The organism is Pseudoalteromonas sp. SR41-8, from assembly GCF_014163915.1.
Taxonomy (GTDB): domain Bacteria; phylum Pseudomonadota; class Gammaproteobacteria; order Enterobacterales; family Alteromonadaceae; genus Pseudoalteromonas; species Pseudoalteromonas rhizosphaerae.
The window spans coordinates 1-23,823 of record NZ_JACJEE010000042.1 but is presented as its reverse complement, the minus strand read 5'-3'; the positions used below and the strand labels follow the sequence as shown (position 1 = coordinate 23,823).

The following is a 23,823-nucleotide window of genomic DNA, read 5'->3' as shown; positions in this document are numbered from 1 at the left end:
TTAATTACTCACCCATTGCTTTAATTGTGCTAAATCATCATAACGAGTTCTTATATCATCACGCTTTGCTGCTGCTCGACGATCTCTTAATTGTTCAAGAGAATCCAATAACACATGCAATGGCGGACCGCTGGCAGTTACTTTATTCATATGTTGCTGTTGCATGTGTTGAGCTGGCTGAGCTATAAACTTACTAACCAGTTGATTATGATGACCTATTGCAGTATCGCCATGCAGCTTACATACTTGTATAAACAACTTGGCATTGGTTTTAAACCACGAGCTATGGCGGGTATCTCCTGCCGCTAAAAAGTCATCCATTATACTTGGCATACGCATAGACTCTCGCAGAATTTGCTGATCTTCAGGCATCATATATAAAAATTTATCCACCAGCATTTGTGAGTAACTCGGTTCGTTGGCAAAGCATAAACCTAACAGCATATCTATAACGTTAATTCCGGCAAAATCTCCCGCATTGGCTCCACGGTAAACCTCTTTGCCAACCCGATACGGCTTATAGTAAGGACGTACACAGAAAAAGAATCGCTCGGTGTCTAACTGATTATATAAAGCCGTATTCGATTCAATCACATCGACCAACGCCTGCTTGGCAACTTTAAGTAAATCACCGCATAGCAGATGCGAAATACCTAATGGCTGAATTTTTAATAATGCATCAGCTGCTCGCTTATAGGCTAAAATCCCTTTGGTATTGTAATCAATAAATAATTTTTCATCTGGCAGATCCGTAAAGCGCTTATAAAGGCCATTAATCGCCTTATTATGGGTGGTTAAGTGAGCCGTCGCAAAACGCGGAGTAACCCCAATTGATGCACCAATATGCATGGCTAGTGCCGAGGCCTCGACTAAAGGGGAGGTTGTTTCGCGCGATGGTTCAGTGATCTCATGGCGTCGACAAGCCGCCATAAATAATCCTACATTGCCAAGTAAATCAAACGCACGATCAAATCCTTCATCAGTATTGCCTTCTGCCAGTAACTTACGAATATGCGCATTACCCTCAGCCTCTAACTGATGCTTAAATTGCTCCCCGACAAATTCTACGTTAGCTTTATCTTCTTGTTGCCAATAGATAGCCTCTAGTTGACTATTAATTTCTACAAAGCGGGTTCTGAGCCACTCATCAAATGCCTGGGTATTATTACTCACAGGTATTACTCCATACCAAATTTTATTGCATTTAGGTTAACAGATAACATAGAGCACAAATCAGCAAAACCACTAATAAAAACCCATACAATTAGTGATATTCACTCTATAATCACCATTAAATAAAATTTATTGTCATAGTTATGAGTTTAGATAAAAAAGATCAACAATTACTAACGTTGTTACAAAGCAATGCGCGCACCTCTGTATCAGAACTTGCAACAACTGTAAGTCTATCGGATACCCCTTGTTTGAGACGTATAAAAAAACTTGAAGCAAGCAAGGTGATCACTGGCTATCACGCAGCCTTAAACCCACGCGCACTCGGGTTAAACGTGCTGGTCTATGCGTTTGTGCGGTTGAGCCAAAATTCCGCCAGTGCGGCAAATATGTTTGAAGAACACGTGGAAAAACTGAATCATGTACTGGAGTGCTCTGTCATATCAGGAAGCTATGATTACTTATTGAAGATTATTGCTACCGATTTAGAAAGCTACGAAAGTTTTGTTAAATATAAGCTAGGGAGTATTGATTGTATTGCTAACATTGAGTCTACAGTGGTTTTAAAGCAAACATTTAGCAAAAAGCAGCTACCACTTTAAAAAATAATACTATTTAGTGCCGATTCGCTATACTGAAATATCACTATAAAAATAATATTTAACAAGGATGCATGTGAAGATTTTTCGTTCAACATCCAGTTCTTTTGTTTTTTACATATCGTTTGCTATTGCTTATTTTGCAACTGGTAAGTTATTAACTAATTTTGCCTTTCAATCACAAGTCATCCCTATTTGGCTCCCTGCTGGTATTGCCTTAGTTGGCTGTTTTATCTGGTGGTGGCGTTTTATTCCGGCATTATTTATTGCCTCTGTCGCCTTTAATTTAAGTACCGGTGATAACGCGATCACTGATCAGGTTTTAATTGGCAATACATTACAACAAGTACTGCTAATCGGCTTAGGCGCCGTATTACAAGGCATGATTGGCGCTGCTCTTTTAAAGTACTGGCTAGGCCATCCGCTGTATTTAAAACAACGCCAATCAATTATTTATTTTATTTTTATCGTCGGTATTGTCGTCAGCCTCATATCGGCCAATATTGGAGTCTACGCTTTAAGTCAATTTAATCCCGCTTACAGCATTGATAATCATTGGAAAAATGTTACTTTTTGGTGGTTAGGTGACTCACTCGGCGTGCTGATCGCAACCCCCTTTTTATTGGCGTTATTACAGCCTAAATTTAAACGACACTACGTCACCCCATTGCCAACCATCGCAGTCTGCTCGGTATTATTCGTCTCTGTAGCCTTAACCACTAAGCTATACAACCAAGAGACTTATTCAAATGCGATACAAATTGCCAAGCGTGAAACATCTATCATTGAAAACAGTTTACTGCGCAATTTAAACCTTAGCCAAATAACCGTACAAAGCCTTGCGAGCCAAATCCAATCAACACCGACTTTAAGTCAGCAAGAGTTTGATAGCTACAGTGCCCAATTATTGGCTGAGCATTCATTTATTAAAGCATTTTCATGGAATCGCAAAATTCCCCCAGCTCAGGTCAGTGATTTTAACAAGCAGCTCAATGAAATTTATAATTCATATAACTTTGATCCGAGTATTAAAGGAGCGCCATTATCAAACGACGATCCATTAGTGATTATTACCTATATCGCCCCTTTTGCAGAAAATCAATCCGCTATTGGTTTTAACCTCAATTCTCGTAAAGATCGCCGAGAGACTTTACTCGACCCACGCATCAAAAATCGCCCTGTAGGCACTAAAATAATTCAATTAGTGCAAGCACAAAAACCTGAACCCGCTTATTTATTATTCGCCCCTGTGTATCAACAAAATAATGAAATTGCCTCAATTAAAGGCTACGCAACAGGTGTATTCTTAGTAGAAAACATACTTGCTCAATCGCTTACGCAAGCACAAAATAAGATGTTTAATATCGCTATTTATGAAGCCAATGCTACCAACCCGTTTTATTCTAACGTCGAAAATATGCCGACCAAAAGCAATAAGCTTACAACCATCACGATTAATTTTGCAGGGCAAAATTGGTTGGTTGATTTAACGGTTAAAGATGAGTTTCTACCGCATCAAACCAATCATATGACACTCTTTTTACTTATTTTACAGGTCATAGTAAGCTCACTCATTTTACTGGTATTACTGCTGTTTAATAACCAACATCTTGCACTTTCGCGTTTAGTGGCAGAGCGAACTCGCTCACTAGTTAAAGCTAAAAAGCAATCTGATTTAGCTAATCAGGCTAAAAGCCGATTTTTAGCCAATATGAGCCATGAAATTCGTACGCCGCTCAATGCGGTGATCGGTTTTTCAACCTTAGCTAAAAATGAAGATAGCGCTGAAATCCTCACCGATTATCTAAATAAAATTAATTTAGCTTCTAAATCATTGTTAAGTTTAATCAATGATGTACTCGATATCTCTAAAATTGAATCTCAAAAGCTCACCTTGGAAGTCGCTCCTTTTGATTTAAATGCGCTTCTTGCCCGGATTAGCAGTATGTTCGAACAAAGCGCTGAACAAAAAGGCATTCACTGGAAGGTTGATAACCAATTACCAGCCGATATTTGGTTTGAAGGTGATGTTATGCGAATTGAGCAAATTTTATTAAACTTATGTAGTAACGCCATTAAGTTTACCTGCGAAGGTGAAGTAAGTGTTAGCGCATACTGTAAGGAGATCACCGATAAACGTAGGCAAATTACCTTGGCTATTAAAGACTCTGGCATCGGCATTGCGCCATCAGAGCAAAGTAAATTATTTGATGCATTCACCCAAGCTGATAGCTCAACATCACGTAAGTTTGGTGGCACTGGGCTTGGTTTAACAATCGCAAAAGAACTTAGTTTGCTAATGTCTGGAGATATCAGCGTACAAAGCGAGCCAGGTAAAGGCTCCACATTTACCCTGTCTGTCGAGTTAAATACGTGTGCTGCGCAACAAGTAACGGCAAAGCACACACAACAGCATGTTGATTTAAGCAAACTAAAAATACTGGTTGCAGAAGATAACAGCGTCAATCAATTAGTAATAAAAGCAATGCTTAGCTCTTTAGGGATCAATCCAACACTGGTTGAAAATGGCGAATTAGCAGTAGAGCAAGTTAAAATAAATGACTTCGATTTAGTGTTAATGGATTGCCAAATGCCCATTATGGACGGTTACCAAGCCACCGCCTTGATACGTCAAATTAAAAGTACTGAACAATTACCCGTCATTGCCTTAACCGCTGATGTAATGCCTGAGGATAAAGCCAATGCCTTAGCAATTGGTTTTAATCAGCATCTTGCAAAACCCCTCGAACTCGATAAGCTAACCGAGTGCCTAATCAATTATGTAGATGTTTATGAGCCTTAATGGAATATTACTAACTCTCACTTTATTAACAACCTCTAGCCTTGCTATCGGCCAAACCAACTGCGTTACTCAGTTGACTGATTTAAACTATATTATGAACAGCAAAAAGCAGGGCTTATTACGGTTTGAAAAAAGCAATGCTAATACGGATTTTTCCTATCAAAGTGAGCAAGCATTTAGTGATTATTTAAGCTTTGCATACCAACATATTTTAGCGGCAAACCCTCGCGCATCAATGCCTTGCCCTGTTTTAACTGATACCTATCAGCTTTTAGTTAAACAACAGCAACGTACTAGCCCCCCTAATATAGTTGATCTTATAGCGCCATTTGAATTACGCCAAAATAACAACCACAAAGCGGTTCTATTGATTCATGGGCTTACCGACTCTCCATTTACCTATCATGACTTGGCACAGATTTACTTTCAACAGGGCTATACCGTACGTACTTTGCTGTTACCAGGCCATGGCACCGCAGCTGATGCACTAAGTAGTATTAATGCCAAACAATGGCAGCAAGCTGTTGACTATGCCATCAAGCGCACTATCAAAGATTTTGATCAAGTGATTTTAGGTGGCTACTCTACAGGTGCAGCCCTGTTACTCAATTATCTAACTGTCAAGCCCGCTAACCCAAAAATAACCGCACTGATGCTGTTTTCGCCCGCCACTGAACCACATAATAAAAATGGTTGGCTGGCGAAGTGGATTGATCGTATTCCCTTTGTGAATTGGATAGATAAAGACGCCGATATTGATTTTGCTAAATATGAGTCGTTTCCATTTAATGCCGCAACCGCAGCCGACGATGCTATGCGCTCAATTGCGTTACCAGAACTAATCGAGCGTCAATTACCAAACTTAGCTATTTTTTCAGTAATGAGTGATGTAGATACCACCATTGATACCCGTGCATCGCTGCTATTATTAAGCGCCTTACATGATGTAAAGATACGCCCTGCAAATAGCTTAGATACTTTGGTTTATTACGGTGATAAAACAACCATTACCAGTGATTTTCCAAAAGACTACAGGGTATTAAATCCACAGTGCAAAAATGCAACCTGTAAAAACATTCATGGTATTTCTCATATTGCCGTAGTTAACTCACCTGATAACCCTTACTACGGTATTGCTGGCGCTTATCGCAATTGCGGCAGTTACCTCGATGATGATACTTTGTATAAGCAATGTAAAACGACCGAAAAACCTAATATTGGCGAGCGTACTGCAGAAAATATTGCAGCATTTCCAACCTTTCAACGTCTGACTTACAACCCTTACTTTACTGAGCAAGCACTCTATATAAAACAGTTTATAAAGCAGGTTGAAGGCTCGCAGGGCAATCAATAATGAGTATATTTAGTCACCGCTGGTTAACCAGTATCAGTGCAATAGATGCCGCTGTTTGGCAGCAGTTTTTTGCCGATAATCCATTTACTGATCATGCATTTTTATTTGCATTAGAACAAAGCCAATGCGTATCAGCCGCGTCTGGTTGGCAACCGCAACATTTAGCCATTTACCAAAATGATACTTTGGTGGCATTAGCACCCGGCTATCTAAAAAGTCACTCTTATGGCGAATATGTATTTGATTGGGCATGGGCTGAAGCTTACCAGCAACATGGTTTAGAATATTACCCTAAGTGGTTATCTGGCTCACCGTTTAGCCCTATTGAAGGTCAACGCCTCTCGATTGCACACTCACACCCAGAACAAGTATATCAGTACATTACACAGACTTTAACAGCTCAATGTGAGCAACAAGGTTGGTCTGGCTGGCACATTAACTTTTGCTCGCAACAGCAAGTCTCTCAACTCACACCACATCAAGGTATGCATCGTATTGGCGTGCAGTTTCAATGGCAAAATCAAAACTACGCTACTTTTGACGATTTTTTAGCGCAGTTAACTGCACGAAAACGTAAAGTATTGAAAAAAGAACGTAATAAAATAACCCAGCAAAATATTAGTATTAAATGGCTGCAAGGTGAACAGATAACTAAAGCTGTGATGAGCCAGTTTTGCGAGTTTTATCAACGCACTTATTTAAAACGCTCTGGCCACATGGGTTATTTAAATCATGACTTTTTTATTTTGTTACATGCCTTAATGGCCGATAAACTGGTGATCATGCATGCCATCCATGCTCACGAAGTGGTCGCTGCAACACTGAGCTTTAAAAATAATGACACACTATACGGGCGCTATTGGGGAGCTATAGCAGAAATTGATTGCCTGCACTTTGAGCTTTGCTATTACCAAGGTATTGAATATTGCATTAAACATCAGCTTCAGTGTTTTCACTCAGGTGCGCAGGGCGAGCATAAAATAGCACGAGGTTTTGCACCGGTATTTACTCACTCCGTACATGCCGTAATGGATGCTACTTTTAGTCCTGCGATAGCAGATTACTTACAACGTGAGCGTCAGCATATGCGCATCTATCATCAGCAATGCACTGAATTATTACCTTTTAAGATTGATAACTAATGACGTTTAAAAATCAATAACTGATTATTAGCAGGCATCGCAATATCATCAACAAGCATTAACCCTGCTTGCTCAGCTAATTGCTGTACCCATTCGAAATCACGAATGCCACTTTGGCAGTCTTGCTGATATAAAAATTCATCAAAACGCTGATTACTTTCACTGGTAAAGTTGCCGTTGTATTTAAATGGGCCATAAATACACACGAGACCTTTTGACGCTAAATGCTTATTAACACCAGTAAAAAATTGCTCAACTAACGGTTTGCTGACGATGTGTAACGTATTAGCAGTATAAATAGCATCAACGGTATTTATTGGCCAAGGGCGATTTAGATCTAACTCTACTGGTGCGTGCAAGTTATCTAGCTTTGCTTCATCAAGCCACTGTTTAATACCATTATGATTAACCAAGCGATCACTGGTATGCCATTGTAAGTGAGGCAAATTAGCAGCGAAGTGCACGCTGTGTTGCCCCGTACCTGATCCCACCTCTAACACACTCTCGACTTGTGCTAAATATGCTGTGATGACGCTTAATATTGGATTTTTATTATTTTCACACGCTTGCGAGAAAGGTTTCGTCATATATATTTCCAAGCATCTCAATACAGATGCACCAAGATTGGTAAAGTATGCCCATTAGTAAAGCAAATCTTGCAACAGATGTCGCTATTAAATAATTAATTTTATATAAAAACTATATAATTCAAAGTAATAAAAAAAATATTGAGCATGGTATGAGTTATGCATTTATCTAATTGAATCAACCAAACGGAGAAGATTATGTATATATCACCTTATACCGCCCTAGACGCTGCAATTGCGGCAAGTGAAAAACCAGTAACAGATAAAATAGGCTGTGATGAACGTGCCACTGTAATTGATTTACTATCGCAAACAAATCAACAAAATCAGGCGTTAATACATGAAACAGACCAAATATTTATTCTTGGCTACAATTAAAAAACTCACCTTCCGCCAATATTTACAATTTGTGACTTGCACCGAAACCGATTAACTGTAATGATAATAATTACCATTACAGTTAATCGGTTTTTCTTATGCATGAACATCACGCTATGCTTTATTATCAACAGCAAATGAAATGTATTTGCCCGCGACCTGGGCTACATGCGCCAGCTTTAGTGGCAAATTACATTGAAGCTGGCCTGAGTGCTGCACGTCATTACGAAAAAAACCACAATCTATTGCTGCAAGAACTCTATCTAAGACGCACTTTCCATGAAATCCTCAACAAAATGTGCGACTCTTTAGTCCATTGTGCAATTCGCAAACAATGTTTAGAGCAACTTTATAAACCGTTACTGGCATTAAAGCGCTTTTATAGAAGTCATAATAGTATCAAGAAATACCTGATACTAGAGCGTGAAGCCCGTATTCTCAGTCACGAATTTAACCCTTTCTAGGAGTTTTTATGAGCGAATTTAGAACCGAATCAGATAGTATGGGCGAATTACAAGTCCCTACAGATGCACTTTATCAAGCGCAAACTCAACGTGCTGTAAATAACTTTCGCATTAGCGATTTAGTAATGCCAAAACAGTTTATTACCGCTCTTGCTTATATCAAACAGGCCGCAGCGCAAAGCAACTACGAGCTAGGTCATCTCAGTAAAAATAAAGCACAGTCAATCGAGCGCGCATGCCAAGAGATCATTGATGGCGAACATTTAGAACACTTCCCTATTGATATATTTCAAACAGGGTCAGGCACTAGCACTAATATGAATGCTAATGAGGTGATTGCAACTTTAGCAAGTCGTTATAGTGATGAGGTTATCCATCCCAACGACGACGTAAACATGGGGCAAAGCTCTAACGACGTGATCCCTACCACTATTGCTGTAAGCAGTGTAATTAACGTGGTGTATGAACTATTTCCGGCGCTGGATCAGCTATCACAAACGTTGGAGCGCAAAAAGTCAGAAATAGGTGAAATCGTAAAAACGGGTCGAACTCATTTGATGGATGCCATGCCAGTGACATTTGCGCAAACTCTAGGGTCTTGGCAACACCAAGTTGATAGTGCAATGGCAGGGATCCGCTATAGCCTTGAAGGGGTATCTGCTTTAGCGCAAGGAGGCACAGCCGTTGGTACTGGTATAAATGCCGATCCCCTGTTTGCTGAGCAATTTTGTAAAAATCTCAGTGCCAACGTCGGTGTACGCTTTGTGCCAAGCAAGAACTTTTTTTATAACATAGGTTCGCAAGACACCATTGTCGCTTTATCAGGGCAGCTAAAAGTACTCGCTGTTGCACAAATGAAGATAGCAAACGACCTACGTTGGATGAATTCAGGTCCACTAGCTGGCCTTGGTGAAATCGAACTAGAAGCTTTACAACCCGGTTCATCAATTATGCCCGGTAAAGTAAATCCTGTGATCCCTGAAGCGGCAGCCATGGTTAGTGCACAAGTGATTGGTAATGACGCAACTATTACTGTTGCAGGTCAATCAGGTAACTTCGAACTCAATGTAATGTTACCAGTAATAGCTTACAATATTTTGCAAAGTATTGAGTTACTAGCAAATAGTAGCCAAGCATTAGCTGATAAAGCGATTCGATCCTTTAAAGTGAAACACACAAATATCGACAAAGCACTCGCCAAAAACCCCATATTAGTGACCGCGCTTAATCCAGTCATTGGTTATGCTAAAGCAGCTAAAATTGCCAAACAAGCATATCAAGATGGCCGTCCAATTCTTGATGTTGCTGAGCAAGAAACTGACCTATCACGTAGTGAGCTGGAAGCTTTACTCAATCCCGCAAAATTAACCCAAGGCGGACTATAAAAATATTAAACCCGTCCTTAGCGTCGGGTTTAACCTTTGAATGCCATAGTTTTTATTGCTGTGTTATCTGCAAAGTGTATGATGGTGGTTACTTGTTCACCACTATGAAGGTTTATCATGCGCTTATTTATTATCGCGCTTCTACTGCCGTTATGTTTATCGGCTTGTTCTGATGCTGCGACCCCGAATAACAATCAACTTAGCCCGGCTCCTGCAGCGCTAGTTAAAAATAATCAAGCGACTAAGTTAAATCCGCAAACAGAAGTTCCAGCAACAAGAGATAACATTAAAAAGGTCCACCAGCAATTACAGACACAAATTGCAGATCTAAACTGCGATAACAGCTCTCAATGTAAAGTATTACCGGTTGGTAGCCGTGCGTGCGGCGGCCCTAGTAGCTATATTGTTTACTCTAATAAAACGGCAAATGAGCAAGCCGTTGAAAAGTTAACTCAGCAGATCACCAGCCTTGAAAGCCAATTTAATGCACAGAACAAAATGATCAGTATTTGTCAGCACCTGACGGCCCCTGCGGCTCAGTGTATTGAAAATAAATGTGTTAAACTAGAAAGCTCTGCGACAAGTGTTTATTAAGGGAAACCAATATGAGTCGTTCATCATATTCTAAATTTTTAGTAACAACAGCCAGTTTGCTGATCCTCAGTGGTTGTGTCAGCACTTCTGACTCAACACCAGCAAACGGCAATACAAATGTATCTAAATTAAATAGCGCATTGGCTGAGTTGGTGCAAGATAATAGCTGTACCGCGAGTTTTCAATGTAAGGTGCTTGAAGTAGGCCAACGCGCCTGTGGTGGTCCAAGCCGCTATGTAGTGTACTCAACCTTGCACACACAACAAGAAAATGCAGAACAGTTAGCGGATCAAATTACTCAGCAAGAAACTGCCGATAATAAAACCAATGGTTTAAATGATTGTTTACCGGTTTTACCTGTGCAAGCATTATGTATTGATCAGCAATGCCAGTCGTTTGAGCTAAAATAGTCGCTCTGCTGCAACCGCGCTATACCAATAATGGGATCAGCGCGGAAATTACCACGACCGCCACAATACAAATCCCTGCTTTAAAAATAAAATGCATCGGCATCTGCTTTTTAACCCAATAGGCATAAATAAACCGTAAGAAATAACTCGCTGCCGTGCCAAACAAAGCAAAAATTAGTAGATAGGCGATTAAAATAATATTCACAACAACTCATTATTTGATAATTTAAGCCCTAAGTGTAAGGGCTTAATAATCAGAAGGCAAAACCTAGCGTTTACTAGTTCGAGCAATCAGTAACTCAGCAACTTGCTGTTTTACTGCCCGCTTATCATCTGGGGCAACGCCAAAGCGTTCAGCAAGTAATGCTATTTCTTCATCATTAAGGTTAAATGATAAACGTTGACGCGTTTTTTTTGATTTAACCTCAAGTGATAAAATTTTGCGGATCATATCGGATGGCGTTAGCTCTTGATCAATGGCTTGCTTTTTTATCGATTTTTGCACTTCACTGCTAAGATCAAACGCCATTTGCGTGGCTCTTACAGCCTGCTCCTGACGTAACCATTTATCTTTTGCATTACTCACTGCGCATCTCCAGGGAACAGATCAACAATGTCTGTGATTGGTCGGGTTAAAGTGAGTGATACTTCAGTTTCTCCACCATCCCAAATCTCAATGTTTAAACCATGGCTCCCATCGCTCGACTCAAGGCAAATCATTTCGCATGGTTCGCCACCTTCTTGCTCATAGCGTGGTAATGGCTGGCTACGATAATCTTTATTATGAAAATAACACACAAATGGTGATTCACTTTGTTGATAGCTTTTAGCTAAAAACTGCATGTAACGCTCTGGTGTATTTTTCACTTCTAAGTAGGTTAAATCGTCTTCGTCAAAGATGCGCGCAAACTCATCCAGTGTGAAGATTTCATCCACTTCATCACGTTGGATTTTGATTGAAAAATTCGCCCACTCTTCACCATCGCTGCGCTCTATTTGCAAAAAAACCACCTTGCCAGCATCACTTTCAAGTACTAGCTCATAATCAGCACTGTGCTGATATTGATAAGTTTGCACATCGGTAACGCGCAATGTTTGCCCTTTTAGCCAACTTGGGTAAGCAAACGAATCAATCACTGTGAACATATCACCTTTTTTAAGTTCACTAGGGTGATTTAATTGGCGTTCAGGGGCTTTTTTAGACTTAAAGAAGTTAAACATAGACTGCCTCATAAGCAAAAAAGGTAACTTATAATAAGTTACCTTTTAATAATCGTAATTGCGCGTTAGCCGTTTTGCTTCGCTTTAATACGCGCTAAGATATCTGCACTTTTTGGATTGCTATCACCAATTCCAGCTTCAGCCATTTTAGCTTTAAGATCATCGCCATTAGTGTCAGCTTCAAGTACTTTAGCAGCACCAAGCTGGTCACTACGATCTTGTTGACGTTGCTTAATACGCTCAAGTGATTGGCGTGCATTCGTCATCGACGAGCTATTAGTATTAAGTGTGCTATTTACTGCCATTGTTGCTTGTTGCACGCTTTCAGTGGTTTTAACCATAGTAAGCTGACGTTGGTTTTCTTTGATCGATTTTTCAGCATCTTTTACTTGCTGCTTCAACGTTACAATGTGATTGCTAAAACCAGCTAACACTTGATCATGCTCTGCTTTTTCAGCTTCAAAGTCGCCAATTTTCTCAGCAATTTCTAGCGCTAACGGTTCATTACCTTTTTCAAGTGCTTGACCTGCATACGCTTCGTGCTCAGCAATTGAGGCATCTAATGCGCTAATCTTACGCTTCGTTTGCATTTCTTTAGCCATCACTTCAGTTAGGCTTTTTTTAGCACGCTGCAGCGCGTTTTGCGCATCAGCAATTTCTTGTTCAAAGATACGAATCCCATTCGCGTCAACAATTGCTTCGCCCGCTTCACGCGCGCCGCCACGTACTGCTGTAAATAACTTTTTTAAAATACTCATAATCTTAACTCCACTTAAAATAGCTAGCTGTTAATCGTTTAAATAAATGGTTACCGCTTCTAATGCATCAATGGCATTATCAGCTAAAGTAACTAGCTCATGGGTAATATCATCAAACGATGAATTAACCGACAAAGCACCAAAGATCGCATATTTATCATCAATCTTCGCAAATGCACTCAGCGGGATTGGTACATTCAAACGTAATAAGGTTTCATTCAACTCATCACGTAGTTCAGGCTTCACTTCCTCATCAGCGAACAAATAGCTAATACATAACAGCTGCTCTTGTGTCTGAGTAACAAAAATAGGAAGCTCATCATTGCCATCTACTATGACTTGCAACACATCTTGCTCGCCTGGATTGGCAATCAAGAAAGACTCAAAGTTAGCGCCTTCAGTTTCAAAAGATGCTAGTTTTATTGAAAGTTCATTTAATTCCATGTCTCTGCCTTTTGTCATTTGACATATTATGTCTGAGTTAAGATTCGCATGGTCGACATATTATGTCAACCATGATTTATTAATTTTTATACAATTCACTTTCTATCTGCCATGCACTACGATAATAATCATATAAAGTACCTGAGCCTAATTGATTGACTTCAATATCATTTATTTGTTCAAAATAATGATTGGGGAATACGAATGCTGCCAATAAATATTTTTTACTGATCCATCTAGAAGCAACTGGTAAGCTTGTTATATCGCTAATTCTCGCACTTGCAGATTGACCTGTGGTGGTTGCAATCGTCCATCCCCATTGTCCAAATGATGGAATATTTTGCTGGTATTGCTCAACATGCTTAAAACCTGCCGCTTTGACTGTTTTACCAATACTTAAAAATGCTTTTTTAGCATGATAAGGCGAAGTTGACTGCACAGCCATTGCACCATCTGCGGCTAGTAATTGACGGATATGATTATAAAAATAGTCACTGTACATTTTATTTAAATCGGGATGATTCGGATCAGGTAAGTCAATAATGATGGTATCAAAACGCTTACCTTCATCAAGTAACCGCTCTACTTCAAGAAAAGCATCACCCACTTTAATATGCGATCGAGGATCAGCCATTGAGTGCTTATTAAGTTTAGTTAAGCGCTCATGAATAGCTGCCGGAGGATTAAATTCATCGTCATCATGACCAAATAAACTAAGTAACTGGGCATCTAAATCAATTAAGGTGACTTCTTTAACAGGCCACTTCAATACGTCTCTTAGTGCTAACCCATCACCACCGCCTATAATCAATACATTATCGTGACGGTTCGAGGCTAATAATGGCGGATACACTAACATTGAATGATAAATTTGTTCATCAATGCTAGAAAACTGTAAGCGGCCGTTTAAGTAAAGATCGGTAATTGGATCGGGTTGATTGCGGCTCAATCGCTCGGTTAACACCAGATGCTGATACTTAGTCGCTTCAGAATAAATAACTTTATCCTTATAAAGCACATTACTTAAATCTTTCATCCAGCTACTACCAAGCATTAAAATAAAACCAAATAACACCAGTAAAGCGATATGACATACCAGTAATAGTTTGGCGTAACGGACATAGCTATGATAACGCCATAAGAATGCCAAACCTGCGATAATATTAAATAGCGCAGTCCATGCTGCAGCCTGCATGATTGGCATAGCCAACATAATGCTAACCCAAATAGCCGCTCCAATACCTGCACCTATATAGTCGGCACCGTAGATCGTGCCAGCATTATTTTCTAAGAAACGACCATAAACATGCTGACGTATGCGAGCGATAAGTGGAATTTCCATACCGATTAATAGACCTAACAATAAGCCAAATACATAAGGAAGGAATCGTGACCACTCTTGGAGTTTTTGAAATATATAGCCGTTAAGAATTACATCAGCTGGTAGATTAAAAATGTCAGAAAAAATATGCGGTAAAGAATAACTAACAGCAATAACGCTGGCTATAGCTAAGATACAGCCCATACCAACAAGTGCAATAAGACTTTCAAGCCAAGCAAAGGCGGTAAAGGCATCCTTAAACCAACGCGCTAAAAAAGCCCCTATACCCATAGCTACGATCATAGTGCCTATCATCGCATAAATAGCGCTCTCTACAGAGCCTAAAACTCGTCCGGCATAATGAGATAGCAGATATTCATAAATAAGGCCACACCCAGCGAGTATGGCCATAACAGTAATTAATAAAAAATCATGCCCAAGTAAGGAGTACTTACTTGGGCTTTGCTTAGAATGTGACAAGTTTTACGCGCCTAATAGAGTTGCCATGGTAATGCCCACAGCAAACGAGATTGCCGCTGAAATAGTTGCTACACCCACATTTTTTTGACGATTCACTTCGTCTGATATATCGCAACCTGAAAGGATAATTTTAATCGTAATTAAATGCAGTACGATAAATGCAATTAAACTAACCAAAGCGCTAATCGCCCAGAAAATCAAGCTGGTGTTAATGCTATCTGCAGCATAAGGCGCGATACCTGAAGCCGCAGTAAGCGCAAGCGCGCTACCGATTAAAAAGCCAGCATAGCGAATACCAACAGCCAAGTTACCGTCAACAATTGCTTGTTGTAGGCAATCTCCACTTCGGTTAGTACGCTTAAATAGTTGTACGCGATACTGGCTCACGAGCAATAACGCAATGCTACCAATAATAAACGCTGCTATAACGATTGGTAAACCATGCCAGCCTTCTGTAGCCACCCAAAATAGCGCTGAGCGAATCACGATTGCCACACTCACAACATGGCCAAAATCAATCACCGCGGCAGTTACATTACCCTTCACTATTTCATCATGTAAGCTGACTTTGCGCAGTGCCACTTTATCTTGAAAAAAGTGCCCAAGCTTTATTAGCACAATAGCTAACAAACCATAAGCTGCCATTTGCAATGCTTCTTGCTGTAAGCTCACTGCAAATGCACCACTGCTTACACCCGTCAGCACAATTGCTAAAGCAACTAAGCCAGCAGCAAAGCTAATACCAAACGCAAAATTATCACGCTCAGTGATCTCATCATTGGCATGTAAGTTAGATACCCAACCTTTGATATATTTAAGGCTCACAAACAGTGCAATAATAATCGCAAAATCAATCGCGATTGCTTGTAGTGACCACATAGTTATTCCATTAAATTCGTACATATTCTTTAAACTCCAACACTAAATCTTTAAATAGCCGTTTACTTACCGCGACTGACACCGCGAGAGGTTCTATTATTGCTGTTTCTGACCGATCCCGAGTCTTTACTATAGCTACTGGTTTTGGAGTAACTACTGCGACTTTTTGGTGGTGTATAACTGCTACGACTTAACCCAGAAGCCCCGGTTTTTTTAGATGCATAAGGGCTTGTGAATTGCTTACCTTGGCGTTGATACGATTGCTTAGTACGTGTTTCAACGGCGGTTTGTGCTTTAATTTGCTTAGGGCTAGAATAACGCGCACGACCATAATCATTATAATAACTATACTTACGGCGCTTGCTCCAACTACCATATTCAACACGATCAAATACATCACCTAAAATGCGGTACATGCCATACCACTGCCAAAAGCTGATACCGCTACTGTTAGTTTGCCAATTACCATAATTAGGATTGCCGACTAACTGGTTGCCTTCACCAACCCCTTCAGCCTGCTGACTGATTGCACCGACACGCGCAAGCGAGCCACCCGACATATCAGCAAGCATGTTAATAGGATCGGTCAAAGCATCCGAAAATAAAGCGGGCTTTGCAGCATCTCGCAACAAATCAATATTTTGCAGTGTTTCATCGTAAGGAGGAATAAGGTAAGTACTTTTGATATCAGCTAAGCGTTGTTGCAAACCTGAGTAAAGCGGGCCTTTTCGAGTTGCATCTTGCACGAGCACGCCAGCAATTTTAGCTAGCTCTGGCTTTTCATTGCTAAGTATACGGCCATATTCGCTTAATAAAGCGGCATTACGAATTGAGCCGTTATCTAAGGCACTACCAAGTCCTGCTAACTCAACTTCAGCTTTAGCTATAGATTGTTTAATTGTTTCTTGTAACTGCTCTTCTTTCGATTGACAGCCCATAAGTAAGCTTACCAAACAAAATAAACTGATAAGTTTCCAAGCTTTTATATTCGACATTCATGTCACCTGATTTACTAAATTAACCCAGCTAGTTTTACACAGCTCAGAAAGTAAACCAAGGAGGAAATTGCAACAAGATAATATTTTCTAAAGGTCAAAGGCTATGCTTTACTGCACTCAACTTTTAATTAGCTAGATGACAGCTACAGTCTCGACACGGGATCCCCATTCATCGTCGACAAACTCCCACACAAACATGAAGCGCTCAGCTCTTCTGCTTTATAAGCATAAGATCAGCGAGTAAACCTAGTAATAGTTTTTGTAATTTAGTTGGGTGCCCTCTCATTTGAATTTAAAAAAGTGCTCATTTAATAATGGATACTTAAACGTACAAATATCCATTACATAGTATGGCCTAGCTAACCAGATTGAATAATTTGTTCTTATTACATTGACAATGTTGCCTCATTAAAATAATGTAAAAAAGGTACAAAGCAGAGAATGAAAAATTCTCCAATTATATAATAAAGAATTTTTAATGAAGAAAATGTCTATTACCGCTTTTCTAATGTCTTCACTAGTTTTAAGCACTCAAGCATTCGCCGCTGATTTCAGTATAACTAAAGAGAAGCAACCAAGCAGGATGCTAGTATTAAGCTCTGCCGGTGGTCTGTCATCATCTCTATTTTCTATATTACATGGCGATTTAAGAGATATTCCACTTGAGAGTAAAACAGGTAAAATTACTGGGATTAATTACAAATCTGCAAATTACCCAGATTCTTTTGGCGAGATTGTTGAATTGTGCTTTTATCGAGCATATAACAACAATCCCGTTAAGTGCGAACCAATTGTGCCAAACTCTACTGGAGAGGTAACAGTATTTAATGGTGAGAGCTTCAAACCAGGTATTCAAGTATCAATTGTTCATAGAGTTGAAGCAACTGGTACTTTCCATTATTCAACACCAAATAGAATAGAAAGTATAACTTTTAACTACACAACTAACTAATTAACACCTTAGACTCCAAATTTAATCAAAGGAGTCTATTTTCGTTTAGAGGGTCAATAGTATGGATATACCTGATATCAAGAGAAGTTTGTTAAATGCGAGAAAAGCTTTTCCTCAGCCACAATCTGACCCCAAAAAAAGTAAGGATATAGAAATACATGCATCGGTTTCTTCATTATCGTCGAAATTAAGTAAGGCCAAAAGCTCTATTGATATTTCTAAATTAAGTCAGCAAAATTTATCTCTACATAAGGAAATACTCTCTTCAAATGCAAAAATAAATAGTGATGAGGTTGCCACAGCAAAATGGGAATTTGAACATTTATCCAAATCAAAACTTGAGACGATAGCATTAGACACAAGTAATACATTTAGCAGCTCAGAGAGGGTAGCTGCATATGAAAGATGGCACACACTTGATCAGCAAAACCTATCAAACCTAAAACGAGACAGCCTTAAATACGAAAGTAACGTTACCGCACTAGCATCATTTGAAGAATTACTATTATCTCATATGAACTCTTTTTCTTCTTTTAGTAAAGCGATGGTTTCCGATGAATATAGCTCGCAAGTAACATCACAGTTCGAGTCTATTTTAGATGAACGGGATTTAGAAAAAAGCAAAAATATAAGCCGGTCTGAGCATTATTATGAAGCTATGGTGACGGATATTTTTGGTGGTACTGAATCAGAAATTTTAAGCGGCGCTGATGGGATGTCCTTATCTAACTTAATGCGAAGTTCTTATGAATTTTTGACACAAGGAGATAGAGAGTTATTAGCTGATATCTATGAATATGCTGATAATAATAATATAGATTTTAAGTATATCCGTCAGTTTGCCAGTGATCTTGGTGGTTACAGAATGCATGACGATGGGAAGATACTTAATAATTTTAATAATGGACACTTCAACGGTGAAGGATACCAGCTTGCGGTCAGCTTTACGGATAAAGATCAAGCTACGATAAATAATATTCTTGATAGTCAGAAAAAATTATCTTCATCTGATATAGATGAGGGTTTCATTTCGTTTATGACTGAACCAGGTTTAAGTGCATTGTCTCATAGGGGTAGTTACCAATTTCTACAACATATGATAGAAATAAAAGCGGGAATAGTGCCAAGCTTTTCGGCTGAAAAATTTAAGGCTTTTGAAGATTCTTCTAAGGTTGATGATCGGTATGTTATTATTACTTCAGATAAGCAGCTCCTCAGACCAGAACCTGATGTTATTTGTAAAAATGGCACCTGTGAAGTAACCGAAAAAGGTCTTAAAAACAATGTTACTTTGGAGGAAAATAAAGGCAATCCAATATTAGATCTTAAATCTAACTCAATAAGCTCCCTGTTAGAACTCAGAGTGAACAATACAACCGAAAATAACACTCTATTTCAATGGCTTGCTGATTGAAGTCGAATTTATTTTAACAACCTTCTAGGCTAATACCAAACACATTTCGGATGCGACGCGCTATGGAGAGCACGCTGTGGTCATAGTTGATCACGCAAGCTGGCACATGGGCAATGTTGATGAAGGCATTAAAAATGTCTCTGTGATACCTTGCCTCCTTATACCAATCTGCATAAAGATTAAGTCAATTTTATCCAGTCTCTAGAGCATATGCTTTTAACCGTATCAGGCACTGAGATGAATTTATTCCACGCTTGCAATACCTGTTCGACTATTTCTTCATAACCACTAAATACACGGTTTGATAGACAGTGTTGCCGTATCCAACTCCATACTTGCTCTATTGGATTTAACTCCGGGGAGTAAGGCGGAAGTTTTATTAGTGTGACATTATTGAATGGTTGTACCGTATCAATAGTATGCCAACCAGTGCCATCAACGATCACGACCGCATGACGTCCTGCCTCCGTGGCTTTTGATATTAATTCCATGTGTTGCGTCATGACCTCTTTATTGACGATAGGGCTGATCAGCGCTTCTGTTTTACCATTACTTGGGCAGACTGCACCAAATAAGTATCCATACTCAAACTGCTGTTGTTTTGTTGCGCGAGGCCTCGAGCCTGTTTCAGCCCATAAGCGTGTTGTTTGATTCTGTTGTCCAAACCGTGCTTCATCTTGAAACCAAACATCAATGCGCTCTAAAGGGAGATGTCCTGGGGTGTGAAGGATCGTTTCCACTTGGAACTTTTTTAAAAGCCTCTTGGCTTTCTTTTGACTGCTTTGGGTGCTTAGAACGGCTTGTGATCCAGCTAAACCCACGCTTCTTGAGCAGTTTGTAAATATGATCGGTGTGATATCTTATGTTGAACTGGTCATAAATATACTGAGCAATATCTTCCCCCATTAGTCTGCCTCCTTCTGAAGAACTTGCTGACTGTTTTACATAATCTGACAGTGTATTTAGTTGTTGTGAGGTTAATTTAGCTGGACGACCTTTAATCGGTTTGTTGTTCAAGCCAGCAACGCCATTGTTAAGGTAGTTTGAAACCCATTTATTGAGACTGCCGCGCGCTGTATTTAGGCGCTTAGCAATATTCGTTCTGTTTTCACCCTCAAAGAATAATGAAACAGCAAGCAGGCGTATGCGCTTTCTTGCATTAGGCTCTTTACGTGATAAAGCTAAAAGTTGCTTGGATTTTTCTAAGTTCAATTTAGTAAAAGTAGATAAGTATCAGTGTGCTAATTAGATCACATAATTTGGCAGATTGGTATAACACTGAACTCTCTGTACGTTGGCACACTCATGTAGATAGATGATTGATGCGATGGTATTAAATAATACTGTTATCGTCTCAGTATGTTGGTTAGCGAACCGTAGTGAAGTATCTGGATAGATAATATGGTTGGTGTAAATAGTTTCGAATCCTCGACTATTACAAACGACCAGCCCATTAAAATTTAGGAAAACATATTATGTTATATACTATTGCTGCAGTACTTTTGATTCTTTGGCTTATTGGTTTAGTAACCGCATTCACTGGAGGAGGCTTAATTCACACCCTGCTAGTGATCGCAATCATCATGGTAATTTACCAAGTCTTTAGAGGCCGAAAAGTCTGACCACTCTCGTCGACAAATCCGAAATAGCCCTCTTCGGGGGTAAAAACAGTTTGACCACCTATTTAGAAGCTTTTCGGCAATAGACAAGGTGGCACTGCCTATCCGTAATATGACTAAGTAAATCATTAATACTCACGCTATTATTCTGCCGTGAGTCGTCACTTCAAGGGTCAGCGTAGGCGTTGTTTAATCAGTCGCAAGACTCTTTAAGGCATTAGTGATCTCGCTCATTCGCGCCGTGTTCACCTTACCATGAACCTGCGATACCAGATTACCGTTCTTGTCCAGCACGACAATGACGGCTTGTTCGCTATCAGATGGTACACCCAACGCGTTTTCCATAATCTGTGAGTTCAAAATCCAGGTTTGATCGTGGTAGCGCTTTGGAATTTTTTCTTTCGCACGACCAATAGCATCTTGTTCAGACATAAAAAATGGTAAATTGACCGCCAACACGTCACGAACCCGATATTTGCTTTGATCTATCTCTGAGCGTAATGTGTCGGCCCATTCCCGTGTTGATTCTGCTGCATTGCGAGACGGAGTAAGTATTAGCAGTGTGGGTTGACCTATCAGTTTATCACTGTCGACTTTTTCCCCGCCGAGCGTCGTCGCCATAAACGACGGCCATGGTCCATCGCCTGCCATAGCGAGCGGTCCACAAAAAATGAGTATCGCGAGTAGGGTCAGTTTAATAATACGCGAGGGTTTTGAGCACAAAAGTGCTTCTGGTATCGCTAATCTGTATATCATCATATTCCTCATCTTAGTTATAGTAACCCGAGCAAATTAAAACCAAACAGGTAAATCGCGGATTCAGTGTGACATGCCACACATCAACTTGCTTCTCAGGCGGTATAGTTACAACTTAAAAGTAAACTGTGTTCTTCAATTATACCTAATCAGAGTGCACCTAATAATACATGAGAACTGTTCGTTACCTCACATAAGCCCCTTCGAAACCAATCGCCATCATGCCGATGAATATATTTACCCTAATGTTCGCTCTACAAAAGCGGTATTTCTCATTTAAAGACCTATATTGAACCTGGTAACTGTTAGTTAATTTGCCACCTCACAAGAATGAATGGGGTGGCTAAACCTTTGTTGGTTCGCTAACGCACCGACAAAATAATCGAACTCAGTAAAATAAAAACCTTCAGAATTAAAAAGGCATAGTCACCATGCATTTTTATGGGGCTAAACATATGCAGTAACCCCAGATGCACTGTATGAATTCAGTCACTTATTTAAACCTATCATTGGAATCTTAATTTTATGAAAAAACCTCCAATTATTTGGCTAACCACCCTGCTATTTAGCATTACGTTTATATCAGCTTTGTTGTTAGTATCTTGGCGTGGTGTAACCCACGGCTTTGATGGAATTGAATGGATTGCGTTTGTGATCTTCACCTATGCAAGTGGTTTATCGATAACCGCGGGTTATCACCGATTATGGTCACATAAAAGCTATAAAGCGCATCCTGTCATCCGTTTTTTATACGCTTTAGGCGGCGCGTTGGCATTACAGAACAGCGCATTACATTGGTGTAGCGATCACAGGGTTCACCACAGACATGTAGATAACAATGAGAAAGATCCTTACTCAGCTCAAAAAGGGTTTTGGTATAGCCATATAGGCTGGATGCTACGTGAATACCATGCAAGTAGTTATAGTAACTACAACAACGTGCGTGATTTACAAAAAGACGCCATCGTTATGTGGCAACACAAATACTACTTAACCTTAGTAATAGTAATGAATATTGGTTTGCCTGCTTTTTTAGGTTGGCTTAACGGCGATATACTATCAATGCTGCTCATCGCAGGGCTATTACGATTAGTGGTCGTGCATCACAGTACCTTCTTTATTAATTCATTAGCTCATATGTGGGGGGATCAGCCCTATACCGATAAAAATTCAGCCAGAGATAATGCCTTTATCGCGCTACTAACCTACGGTGAGGGGTATCATAACTTTCATCACGTATTTGAAAATGATTACCGCAATGGCACAAAGAGGTGGCATTATGACCCGACAAAATGGCTAATCAAACTAATGAGTTTAATGCACTTAACCAGTGACTTACGCAAAGTATCACAACAACGAATTGAGAGTGTGCGCCTAAAAATGCAGCTTTCTCGAGTAAAACATCAAGTCGTTAACTTACTTAACTGTAATGCGCTCATTAAAAAAATTGAAACAGAGCATAAAATTATGAAAAGTAAGTTACTCGAATACTATGAAGCCAAAAAGAACCTATTAGAAGCAAAACATAAAAAAGGCGCGGTGCAAAAATTACAACAACAAGTTCAATTATTACGTAAGCAGTTATTGCTCAACAACGTCATTGGGCTGAATTTACCGCTACCTTCGCGATAAAGGTGGCGGGTTAATAATCGTAATATAAAAGCTTAGAAAAGTTGGGGTGTCCACAGCGATAGAGTATGCATTAGGCTCTTACTCTTTTCCTTTAACCTATTACCTTTCACCTCGAACCTTTATTTTTACTTTATTCCAGACGTAAAAAAGCCCGACTATTGCTAGTCGGGCTGTCTCAATTTGGAGCTTGGTGATGTCGTAGTGCCCACAGCGGTAGAGAGCCACATAGCAAATGCGACACTATCTTTGTGCCGGAGCGGCCACTACTGAGTTCACCATGGGGTCTTGGCTTGGTGTTTTTACTTTATTCCAGACAACAAAAAACCCGTCACATCGCTGTAACGGGTTTCTTTTATTTGGAGCCTGGCAATGTCCTACTTTCACATAGCAAATGCTACACTATCATCGGCGCTGTTTCGTTTCACTACTGAGTTCGGCATGGGGTCAGGTGGGTCCAAAA

General features: G+C 39.8%; 24 protein-coding genes and 1 pseudogene. 13 read left to right on the top strand and 12 right to left on the bottom strand.

Annotated features, from left to right (window positions below; translation table 11 throughout):
* A complete protein-coding gene (locus H5162_RS19355; RefSeq protein ID WP_409076816.1) occupies positions 1-1,179 on the bottom strand; it encodes a PrnB family protein in 1,179 nt (392 codons plus the stop codon).
* Positions 1,180-1,316: 137 nt separating this feature from the next.
* Here H5162_RS19355 and H5162_RS19350 point away from each other — a divergent pair, with 137 nt between their 5' ends.
* The 4 genes from H5162_RS19350 to H5162_RS19335 all read left to right on the top strand — a co-directional run bounded on the left by H5162_RS19350 (position 1,317) and on the right by H5162_RS19335 (position 7,071).
* Positions 1,317-1,775 carry an Lrp/AsnC family transcriptional regulator gene (locus tag H5162_RS19350; protein WP_182732562.1) on the top strand — a complete coding sequence of 153 codons (459 nt, stop codon included), beginning with the start codon at positions 1,317-1,319 and terminating at the stop codon, positions 1,773-1,775.
* A 73-nt stretch (positions 1,776-1,848) separates the two neighbouring features.
* Positions 1,849-4,575, top strand: a complete 2,727-nt coding sequence (locus H5162_RS19345; protein ID WP_182779317.1) for a CHASE domain-containing protein — start codon at positions 1,849-1,851, stop codon at positions 4,573-4,575.
* Positions 4,565-5,929 (top strand): carboxylesterase, encoded by a 1,365-nt coding sequence (locus tag H5162_RS19340; RefSeq protein WP_182759054.1) that lies wholly within the window; start codon positions 4,565-4,567, stop codon positions 5,927-5,929. Before H5162_RS19345 ends, H5162_RS19340 begins: the two co-directional genes overlap by 11 nt.
* Positions 5,929-7,071 carry a GNAT family N-acetyltransferase gene (locus tag H5162_RS19335; protein WP_182760486.1) on the top strand — a complete coding sequence of 381 codons (1,143 nt, stop codon included), beginning with the start codon at positions 5,929-5,931 and terminating at the stop codon, positions 7,069-7,071. Before H5162_RS19340 ends, H5162_RS19335 begins: the two co-directional genes overlap by 1 nt.
* Here H5162_RS19335 and H5162_RS19330 read toward each other — a convergent pair.
* Entirely contained in the window at positions 7,068-7,658 is a 591-nt protein-coding gene (locus H5162_RS19330; protein WP_182779316.1) for a DUF938 domain-containing protein, read from the bottom strand. The genes H5162_RS19335 and H5162_RS19330 overlap by 4 nt on opposite strands.
* Before the next feature lie 198 nt (positions 7,659-7,856).
* On the opposite strand from H5162_RS19330, the gene H5162_RS19325 reads away from it, so the two are divergent.
* The 5 genes from H5162_RS19325 (at position 7,857) to H5162_RS19305 (ending at position 10,889) form a co-directional block, all read left to right on the top strand.
* Positions 7,857-8,036, top strand: a complete 180-nt coding sequence (locus H5162_RS19325; RefSeq protein WP_145242712.1) for a hypothetical protein — start codon at positions 7,857-7,859, stop codon at positions 8,034-8,036.
* Positions 8,037-8,134: 98 nt separating this feature from the next.
* The gene (locus tag H5162_RS19320; protein ID WP_259398283.1) at positions 8,135-8,500 is read left to right on the top strand and encodes a hypothetical protein; all 366 of its coding nucleotides are present in this window, start codon (positions 8,135-8,137) and stop codon (positions 8,498-8,500) included.
* Between the two features lie 8 nt (positions 8,501-8,508).
* Positions 8,509-9,885 carry a lyase family protein gene (locus H5162_RS19315; protein WP_182779315.1) on the top strand — a complete coding sequence of 459 codons (1,377 nt, stop codon included), beginning with the start codon at positions 8,509-8,511 and terminating at the stop codon, positions 9,883-9,885.
* 117 nt (positions 9,886-10,002) lie between these two features.
* A complete protein-coding gene (locus H5162_RS19310) occupies positions 10,003-10,479 on the top strand; it encodes a hypothetical protein (RefSeq protein ID WP_145242708.1) in 477 nt (158 codons plus the stop codon).
* A gap of 11 nt (positions 10,480-10,490) precedes the next feature.
* Complete coding sequence (locus tag H5162_RS19305; RefSeq protein WP_145242706.1) at positions 10,491-10,889, top strand: hypothetical protein; 399 nt, start codon at positions 10,491-10,493, stop codon at positions 10,887-10,889.
* Positions 10,890-10,908: 19 nt separating this feature from the next.
* Here H5162_RS19305 and H5162_RS19300 read toward each other — a convergent pair whose 3' ends face one another.
* From H5162_RS19300 to H5162_RS19265, 8 genes are all read right to left on the bottom strand, one after another.
* On the bottom strand, positions 10,909-11,094 hold the full coding sequence (locus H5162_RS19300) for a hypothetical protein (protein WP_145242705.1): 186 nt from the start codon (positions 11,092-11,094) through the stop codon (positions 10,909-10,911).
* A gap of 63 nt (positions 11,095-11,157) precedes the next feature.
* Positions 11,158-11,475, bottom strand: coding sequence for a hypothetical protein (locus H5162_RS19295; protein WP_145242704.1), 318 nt, complete (start codon positions 11,473-11,475; stop codon positions 11,158-11,160).
* Positions 11,472-12,110, bottom strand: coding sequence for a hypothetical protein (locus H5162_RS19290; RefSeq protein WP_149983355.1), 639 nt, complete (start codon positions 12,108-12,110; stop codon positions 11,472-11,474). Before H5162_RS19290 ends, H5162_RS19295 begins: the two co-directional genes overlap by 4 nt.
* Positions 12,111-12,175: 65 nt before the next feature.
* Positions 12,176-12,868, bottom strand: coding sequence for a PspA/IM30 family protein (locus H5162_RS19285; protein WP_145242702.1), 693 nt, complete (start codon positions 12,866-12,868; stop codon positions 12,176-12,178).
* Between the two features lie 30 nt (positions 12,869-12,898).
* A complete protein-coding gene (locus H5162_RS19280) occupies positions 12,899-13,312 on the bottom strand; it encodes a YjfI family protein (protein ID WP_145242701.1) in 414 nt (137 codons plus the stop codon).
* A gap of 79 nt (positions 13,313-13,391) precedes the next feature.
* Entirely contained in the window at positions 13,392-15,113 is a 1,722-nt protein-coding gene (locus H5162_RS19275) for a polyamine aminopropyltransferase (protein ID WP_182719303.1), read from the bottom strand.
* Between the two features lie 3 nt (positions 15,114-15,116).
* A complete protein-coding gene (locus H5162_RS19270) occupies positions 15,117-16,016 on the bottom strand; it encodes a DUF350 domain-containing protein (protein ID WP_145242699.1) in 900 nt (299 codons plus the stop codon).
* A 38-nt stretch (positions 16,017-16,054) separates the two neighbouring features.
* Entirely contained in the window at positions 16,055-16,987 is a 933-nt protein-coding gene (locus H5162_RS19265; RefSeq protein WP_145242697.1) for a CHAD domain-containing protein, read from the bottom strand.
* 481 nt (positions 16,988-17,468) lie between these two features.
* On the opposite strand from H5162_RS19265, the gene H5162_RS19260 reads away from it, so the two are divergent.
* On the top strand, positions 17,469-17,942 hold the full coding sequence (locus tag H5162_RS19260) for a hypothetical protein (protein WP_182779314.1): 474 nt from the start codon (positions 17,469-17,471) through the stop codon (positions 17,940-17,942).
* A 61-nt stretch (positions 17,943-18,003) separates the two neighbouring features.
* Complete coding sequence (locus H5162_RS19255; RefSeq protein ID WP_182719299.1) at positions 18,004-19,356, top strand: hypothetical protein; 1,353 nt, start codon at positions 18,004-18,006, stop codon at positions 19,354-19,356.
* A gap of 179 nt (positions 19,357-19,535) precedes the next feature.
* On the opposite strand, the gene H5162_RS19250 is transcribed toward H5162_RS19255, so the two are convergent.
* Positions 19,536-20,568 (bottom strand): IS630 family transposase gene (locus H5162_RS19250; RefSeq protein ID WP_182779313.1). Its coding sequence is split into 2 segments (ribosomal slippage): positions 19,536-20,108 and positions 20,110-20,568, totalling 1,032 coding nucleotides; the frame shifts between segments, so codons are not numbered across the junction.
* Positions 20,569-20,831: 263 nt separating this feature from the next.
* Between H5162_RS19250 and H5162_RS19245 the strand changes: the two genes are divergently transcribed.
* Entirely contained in the window at positions 20,832-20,978 is a 147-nt protein-coding gene (locus H5162_RS19245; protein ID WP_182779312.1) for a lmo0937 family membrane protein, read from the top strand.
* 186 nt (positions 20,979-21,164) lie between these two features.
* Here the strand turns inward: H5162_RS19245 and H5162_RS19240 are convergent, their stop codons facing one another.
* A complete protein-coding gene (locus H5162_RS19240; RefSeq protein WP_259398282.1) occupies positions 21,165-21,626 on the bottom strand; it encodes a hypothetical protein in 462 nt (153 codons plus the stop codon).
* A 630-nt stretch (positions 21,627-22,256) separates the two neighbouring features.
* On the opposite strand from H5162_RS19240, the pseudogene H5162_RS19235 reads away from it, so the two are divergent.
* Positions 22,257-23,377: pseudogene (locus H5162_RS19235) on the top strand (acyl-CoA desaturase).
* Positions 23,378-23,823: the final 446 nt, after the last annotated feature.

Bases quoted from the DNA above. Each gene is read 5' to 3' on its own strand.
- H5162_RS19315 (WP_182779315.1), top strand. From the start codon at position 8,509: ATGAGCGAATTTAGAACCGAATCAGATAGTATGGGCGAATTACAAGTC.
- H5162_RS19280 (WP_145242701.1), bottom strand. From the start codon at position 13,312: ATGGAATTAAATGAACTTTCAATAAAACTAGCATCTTTTGAAACTGAA.
- H5162_RS19305 (WP_145242706.1), top strand. From the start codon at position 10,491: ATGAGTCGTTCATCATATTCTAAATTTTTAGTAACAACAGCCAGTTTG.
- H5162_RS19285 (WP_145242702.1), bottom strand. From the start codon at position 12,868: ATGAGTATTTTAAAAAAGTTATTTACAGCAGTACGTGGCGGCGCGCGT.
- H5162_RS19270 (WP_145242699.1), bottom strand. From the start codon at position 16,016: ATGTACGAATTTAATGGAATAACTATGTGGTCACTACAAGCAATCGCG.
- H5162_RS19350 (WP_182732562.1), top strand. From the start codon at position 1,317: ATGAGTTTAGATAAAAAAGATCAACAATTACTAACGTTGTTACAAAGC.
- H5162_RS19265 (WP_145242697.1), bottom strand. From the start codon at position 16,987: ATGTCGAATATAAAAGCTTGGAAACTTATCAGTTTATTTTGTTTGGTA.
- H5162_RS19335 (WP_182760486.1), top strand. From the start codon at position 5,929: ATGAGTATATTTAGTCACCGCTGGTTAACCAGTATCAGTGCAATAGAT.
- H5162_RS19330 (WP_182779316.1), bottom strand. From the start codon at position 7,658: ATGACGAAACCTTTCTCGCAAGCGTGTGAAAATAATAAAAATCCAATA.
- H5162_RS19260 (WP_182779314.1), top strand. From the start codon at position 17,469: ATGAAGAAAATGTCTATTACCGCTTTTCTAATGTCTTCACTAGTTTTA.
- H5162_RS19290 (WP_149983355.1), bottom strand. From the start codon at position 12,110: ATGTTTAACTTCTTTAAGTCTAAAAAAGCCCCTGAACGCCAATTAAAT.
- H5162_RS19340 (WP_182759054.1), top strand. From the start codon at position 4,565: ATGAGCCTTAATGGAATATTACTAACTCTCACTTTATTAACAACCTCT.
- H5162_RS19320 (WP_259398283.1), top strand. From the start codon at position 8,135: ATGCATGAACATCACGCTATGCTTTATTATCAACAGCAAATGAAATGT.
- H5162_RS19240 (WP_259398282.1), bottom strand. From the start codon at position 21,626: ATGGCAGGCGATGGACCATGGCCGTCGTTTATGGCGACGACGCTCGGC.
- H5162_RS19325 (WP_145242712.1), top strand. From the start codon at position 7,857: ATGTATATATCACCTTATACCGCCCTAGACGCTGCAATTGCGGCAAGT.
- H5162_RS19245 (WP_182779312.1), top strand. From the start codon at position 20,832: ATGTTATATACTATTGCTGCAGTACTTTTGATTCTTTGGCTTATTGGT.
- H5162_RS19255 (WP_182719299.1), top strand. From the start codon at position 18,004: ATGGATATACCTGATATCAAGAGAAGTTTGTTAAATGCGAGAAAAGCT.
- H5162_RS19310 (WP_145242708.1), top strand. From the start codon at position 10,003: ATGCGCTTATTTATTATCGCGCTTCTACTGCCGTTATGTTTATCGGCT.